At 71.6% G+C, this 5,719-nt stretch carries 5 protein-coding genes and 1 pseudogene; 3 read left to right on the forward strand and 3 right to left on the reverse strand.

What is annotated here, in order from left to right:
• Both VFB40_RS05895 and VFB40_RS05900 read right to left on the reverse strand, forming a co-directional pair.
• The coding region (locus VFB40_RS05895) for an amidohydrolase (RefSeq protein WP_324848267.1) at positions 1-830 on the reverse strand (830 nt) is incomplete at its 3' end.
• 91 nt (positions 831-921) lie between these two features.
• Positions 922-2,481, reverse strand: a complete 1,560-nt coding sequence (locus VFB40_RS05900; RefSeq protein ID WP_324848268.1) for an APC family permease — start codon at positions 2,479-2,481, stop codon at positions 922-924.
• A 155-nt stretch (positions 2,482-2,636) separates the two neighbouring features.
• Here VFB40_RS05900 and VFB40_RS05905 point away from each other — a divergent pair, with 155 nt between their 5' ends.
• Both VFB40_RS05905 and VFB40_RS05910 read left to right on the forward strand, forming a co-directional pair.
• Positions 2,637-3,371 carry a TetR/AcrR family transcriptional regulator gene (locus tag VFB40_RS05905; RefSeq protein WP_324848269.1) on the forward strand — a complete coding sequence of 245 codons (735 nt, stop codon included), beginning with the start codon at positions 2,637-2,639 and terminating at the stop codon, positions 3,369-3,371.
• A 168-nt stretch (positions 3,372-3,539) separates the two neighbouring features.
• The gene (locus VFB40_RS05910) at positions 3,540-4,424 is read left to right on the forward strand and encodes an MEDS domain-containing protein (protein ID WP_324848270.1); all 885 of its coding nucleotides are present in this window, start codon (positions 3,540-3,542) and stop codon (positions 4,422-4,424) included.
• A 33-nt stretch (positions 4,425-4,457) separates the two neighbouring features.
• On the opposite strand, the pseudogene VFB40_RS05915 reads toward VFB40_RS05910, so the two are convergent.
• Positions 4,458-4,679, reverse strand: a pseudogene (locus VFB40_RS05915) (alpha/beta fold hydrolase); the annotation flags it as partial.
• 132 nt (positions 4,680-4,811) lie between these two features.
• On the opposite strand from VFB40_RS05915, the gene VFB40_RS05920 reads away from it, so the two are divergent.
• Complete coding sequence (locus tag VFB40_RS05920) at positions 4,812-5,426, forward strand: muconolactone Delta-isomerase family protein (RefSeq protein WP_324848272.1); 615 nt, start codon at positions 4,812-4,814, stop codon at positions 5,424-5,426.
• Positions 5,427-5,719 lie beyond the last annotated feature (293 nt).

A 5,719-nucleotide genomic window follows, 5' to 3' on the forward strand; every position in this document is an offset into this window, starting at 1 on the left:
CGCTCGCGCCGCAGTAGCAAATCCTCGATCTGCTCCGGGCCGCGTTCGCGATCCCACCACAGCGCGCCGCGCACGCGCGCGGTCAGTGCCCCGCTCGCGGCGGCGGCGCGGTAGACCTCGTAGTTGTCCGCCATGCCCATCGCGGCGCCGACCAGCGCGTCCTGCCACGCGGTGATGCCGAGCGAGTGCAGCAGTCGCTGCGCACGCAGCAGTGCCGCGTCGAGATCGCCGCGCCGAAGCTCCGGAACCAGCCGCCCGACCAGGGCGACCGCGCCCTCCTGAAGCATGCCGGTCGGGTTTCCGCGCGCATCCCGCTCGATGCGGCCGTCGGCCGGATCGGGGGTGGCGGCGGTGATCCCCGCCAGCTCCAGCGCACGGCTGTTGACCCAGGCGCCGTGGTGGTCGCGGTTGTGCAGGAGCACCGGCCGATCGGGCACCACCCGGTCGAGCTGTGCGGCGGTGGGCAGGCCGCCGGGGAAGGACTCCAGCGACCAGCCCGCTCCGGTGATCCACCCCGCCCGCGAGTTCTCGGCGGCGTAGCCGGCGATCCGGTCGAGCAGCGCGTCCTGATCGGTGATCGAGGTCAGGTCGCACTGGCCCAGTTCGAGGCCGCCGAAGACGGCGTGTACATGAGCGTCCTGAAAGCCGGGCAGGAGCAGGCCGCCGCGCAGGTCCACCTCGCGCGTACCGGGCCCGGCCAGAGCCCGCGCCGCTTCGCCGCGGGCCACGATCGCGCCGCCGCGCACCGCGAGGGAGTCGGGCCTGCTGGACGGGCGGCCCGGTTCGTAGACGGGTCCGTTGGTGAACAGCAGGTCGGCCGGCGCGGTCATGGTCCTCCTCGGGCGGTGGGCCGGAGTCTCCGGCATCAGGGTCCTGCAGATCAGGGTCCTGCAGATCAGGGGTCTGTGAATCAGGGCGCTGTCATACGGCTGGTCCGGGAGCGGGCGCGGGCGTGAGCGCGATCTGCTCCTCGGCCTCTGCCGCGCGCTCGGGGGCGGTGTCGAAGTACGGGGCGCGCCGTCCCCACTTCGCCCAGGCGCTGGCCGCGAGTCCGGTCAGGACGATGGTGACCGGGATGGCGGCGATGAACTTGCCGTTGGTCGCGTTCCAGGCGAAGGCCGGAACCGAGGTCCAGTCGCTGTACGCGAGGTATGCGCCCAGCGCCAGCAGCGCTATCGCGCTGAAGGCGGGCAGCACCACCGCGCGCAGCGCCGCGATGACACCGGCCTGCAGCTGCGCGCGGAAGCGCACCGCGCAAGCCAGCCCGGCCAGACCGTAGTACAGCGAGACGAGCATGCCGACCGAGGTCGCGGCGGCCGAGATGAACTGGTTCAGCGTCCCGATCCCGATGCCCAGCACGGCCAGCAGCGCGGCGATCGAGGAAATGAGCACGGTGCCGATCGCGGGCGTGCCGAACCGGGGGTGCAGCCGCGTCCACAGCGGGCTGAGCGTGCCGGTGCGTCCCATCGCGAGGGTCTGGCGGGCGGTGGGCAGCACTCCGGCCTGCAGCGAGGCGATCGAGGAGAACATGATGGCCAGCAGCGGCAGCGCGGCCAGCGGCTGCCTGGCCAGCGAGGTGCCCAGGTACGGCAGCAGGGTCGAGGCGTTCTGCGTCATCTGGTCCAGTGAGAACAGCCGCTCGAAACCGAGGGCGGCCAGCAGGAACATCCCGAGCATCAGCCACAGCGAGCCGTAGCCGGCGCGCGCCGCGTCGCGCGGGTGGCGGGTCTCCTCGGTGACCGAGAACGCGCTGTCCCAGCCCCAGAAGATGTAGACGCTGACGACCAGCCCGGCGGCGAGGACTTTCATGGACGGCAGCGAAGCCGGGTTGAACCAGTCGAGGCTGAAGTGGTGCTTGCCGATGATAAGCGCGTAGCCGCAGAAGCCGACCAGCACGAGGTACTCGAACACGATCATGGGCTTCTGGATCCGCGCGGACAGGTCCGCGCCGCGGATCGCGGTCAACGTCACCGCGACCAGCACGACGAGCCCGAGGATCGTGGTGAGCGCGACGGAGCCGGGGTCGAGGCTCAGGCCGAGGACGCTGTGCAGGTGCGCCTCGTTCGCGAAGGCCAGCAGCATCGCGCCGCAGACCTGGCTGCCGTAGGCGAGGTAGATGGTGGTGCCGACCACGGTGACCCAGCCGCTCTGGAAGCCGAGCCAGGGCCCGAGCGTGCGGCGCACCCAGACGAAGCCCGCGCCCAGGTTCCGCTCGACCCGGTTGAGCTGGGCGTACGCGCTGGCGATGCCGAGGATGGGCAGGAAGGCGAGCAGCACCACGGCCGGGATCGCGCCGCCGACGATCGCGGCGATGGCGCCCATGCCGATGCCGATGCTCAAGGTCGGCGCGGTGTTCGACATGGCGATGATCGCGCCGTCCACCGGGCCGAGCACCTGGCGCAAGCCGGTCGCGGGCGCGTCGCCGCCGGGGCGGCCGGCCCGCTCGTCGCCGGCTTCGCCGCCGCGCGCAGCACTGTCCATGCGGGTTCCTCCCTGCACAGGGCGGCGCCCTGAGGTGCCCGGGGACCGGGCGCGCCGCGTTGGGAAGATGAAACTCCCGCGAACAGGTTACGTCAACAGTGTTCACGTAACTAGAATCTCACCGGGACCTGGCGGCGGAACGGGAAGGCGGCGCAGTGACAGCGGCCGAGCGGCAAGCACAACCCAACGGGAACGGCCGGGTCATCGGCGAGCGCAGGCGCCGGACCGCGACCAAGACGGGCCTGGTGCTCTCCTGCGACTTGATCGCGGACACGGCGCTGCGGCTCATCGGCGAGCACGGCGGGGAGGCGCTTTCGGTGCGCCGGCTCGGCGCCGCCCTCGGCGCGAGCCCGACGGCGATCTACCGGTACTACGCCACCATGGACGACCTGCTCCTGGAGCTGGCCGACCGGTTGATCGGCATCGGCATCGAAGGGTTCGAACCCGGTACGGACTGGCAGGCCGACCTGATCGAGCTGGCCCGCCGCGGCCGCCGGGCGTACCTGGACCACCCCCGGCTCGCGCTGCTCGTGGCCTCCCGCACCACCGGCCGGGCCAACGAGGCCCGGGTGATCGAGCTGATTCTCAGCATCCTGCATCGAGCCGGTTTCGACGGCGACGAGGCGGTGCGCCTCTACCGCACCTATGGCGACTTGATGCTGGCGTTCGCGGCGACGGACTCGGGTTTCCTGGCCCTGCCTGAGGAACTGCGCGAAGCGGACCGGGCTCGATGGGCCGCGAACCACGCGAATGTCGACCCGGAGACGCACCCGCGCATGGCGGCGCTGACCCCGCAGCTGATCGCGAACGCCGACATCGAGTCCTTCGAGTCAGCCATCGAATTGTTCGTCGCGGCCCTCGCCGCCCGCTCACCACGCGGCGCCGGCTGATATTCATCCGGCGAAGGAATTGATTCGACGGGGGCGGCGAATTACCGAAACCACTTTCGCCTTCGCGGGGCGCTGCTAGCGTGTATCGCAGTTACTCGACGTGACGGTCGTGGTCCGGATGCGTCATGGCCGTTGCGCTCGAGGTGCGTTTCACACCAGGGGGGTGCGATGACGGCTGTGGCGCCGGACTGGATGGCCGATCCCGATCTCGGGGACCACATCTGTCAGCCCGTTGAGTCTACTGGCGAGCAGTTGCGTTGGACCGCCCGCTGCGTGCACGCGGCGCTGGCCCGGCACCGGAAGGTCCTGGTGTTCACGCAGACCTGCTCGCCCTCGGCGATGCACGCCTGGCTTGACGACCGGGTTCCGGGCTATGCGCAGGCCGCCACCGCAGGCCAGGCCGAGGTCACGGCCTGCGAGCACGTGCACCTGGCCGGTGGCCGGTTCGACCCGGAACGCACGATGGCGGCCTTCGGCACCGCGGTGGCCGCGGCCGAGCTGGCTGGATACGCCGGGGCGCTGGTCATCGTGGACATGGCGTGGGCGCTGCGGCAGGTGCCGGGTACCGAGCGGCTGCTTCAGTACGAGGCCGCCGCGAATCCGGTGTTCGCCGATCGCCGTATGGCCGCGATCTGCCAGTACGACCGGAACCTCTTCGATGTGGCCACCCTCACCGCCGCGTGCGTAGCGCACCCGATGACTCCCGGCCGGAGCGAGCTGCGATTCCACCGCACCCACGATCCGCGCGGCATGCACCTGGCCGGGCGCGTCGATGACACCAATCGCGCCGCGTTCGCGGCCCTCCTCGACGCGCTGGCCGACGTTCCCGACGACGTGACGATCGATGCGCGGGAGTTGCGCTCGATCGACGTCACGGCGGGCTGCCTGATCGCGCAGTGTGCCTCAGCCCGGCAAGGGCACCGCACCGAGATCCTTGCGGACGACGTCGTGGCCCGGACACTGCGCATGCTCGGCGCGCAGCAGCTCACCCCCCTGACGATCAGCGTACCGGTTGACGAAACCGACCGGTCAGCGGTCCGCGGTCCCGGCTAGGACCTGACCCCGGCTAGGACTTCAGGAACGGGCATGCGAGGCATCGCTATCAGGCTTCGATGAGCCGCCGCAGCCGCGCAAGTCCGGGCAGACCACGGTGAAGTCCCGCGCGAGGAGCGGAGCGACCGCGTGCCACGTCGTGTGCGTGCGGGGATGGCCGTGCAGCAGGACGAGAGCCGGGCCGCTGCCGCCGTGGCGCACCCGCAGGCGCACCTCGCCGACGACGACCTCGTCGAGCGTGAAGTGATCAAACATTCCGCCGCACTACCCACGCCCGCGGAAAGTTACCGCCGCACCGAACTGACGCTGCCGATCCGCGCATTCGAGGGCACCGGACCGGTCGTAACATCGGCGCTGACACGCCGTCGTCGAACTGGAGAGTCTCCCGTGGAGTTCCTCGTCACCATGACCACGCACGTTCCCGGCGGCACCCCGGACGGCGCAGTGGACGAGATCCGCGCCCGCGAGGCCGCCCACTCGCGCATGCTCGCAGCCGAAGGCAGGCTGCTGCGGCTGTGGCGCCCTCCGCTGGCTCCGGGCGAATGGCGCACGCTCGGACTGTTCGCGGCCGATGACGCCGAGGCGCTGGAAACGGTCCTGGCCGCCATGCCGCTGCGGGTCTGGCGCACCGACGAGGTCACCGCGCTCGCGCCCCACAGCAACGACCCGAACCCGCCGGTGCGCGGCGGCGCGGGGGCACCGGAGTTCTTCACCGAGTTCACCCTCCCGGCTCAGGAGGCCCCGGAGGAGAGCTTCGAGAAGGCGGTGGCCGGCGAGGCGGTGCGGACCCGCGAGCTGGCCGGCCAGGGGCACCTGGTGCGGCTCTGGGCGCTGCCACAGCAGCCGGGCGTGTCGCGGGCCTTGGGGCTGTGGCGCGCCGAGGACGCCGCCGAGCTGCAAACGATCCTGGACGCCCTGCCGCTGGCTCCCTGGCTGACCGTGCGGACCACGCCGCTGACCCGGCACCCCAACGACCCGGCGACTGCGTCCACGACCGCCTGAGGCGACCGCCGCCCGGGCCGTTGATGGCAGAGCCCGAGTGCGCGGCCCATGCGCCCGCGGTTCGGCCCCGGTCAAGAGGCCTGCTGCCCGTCGGCCGCTGACCGGACGAAGCGCGAGGGGTGGGGCCGGCGTGCGCGATGACGCCGGCCCCCCTCGCGTTCGTCAAAAGCCTTCCGCAGTCAGGTCACATGCAGCGGACAGGGTGGCAGGCGTTGTGCCCACTGCCTCCGTCCGAGCCTCCGGACGGCGGCGGCTCCGGGGCTTGCTCGCCCCCGCCCCCCTCCTTGCCATCC

Source organism: Actinocrinis sp., assembly GCF_035650855.1.
Lineage (GTDB): Bacteria > Actinomycetota > Actinomycetes > Streptomycetales > Catenulisporaceae > Actinocrinis.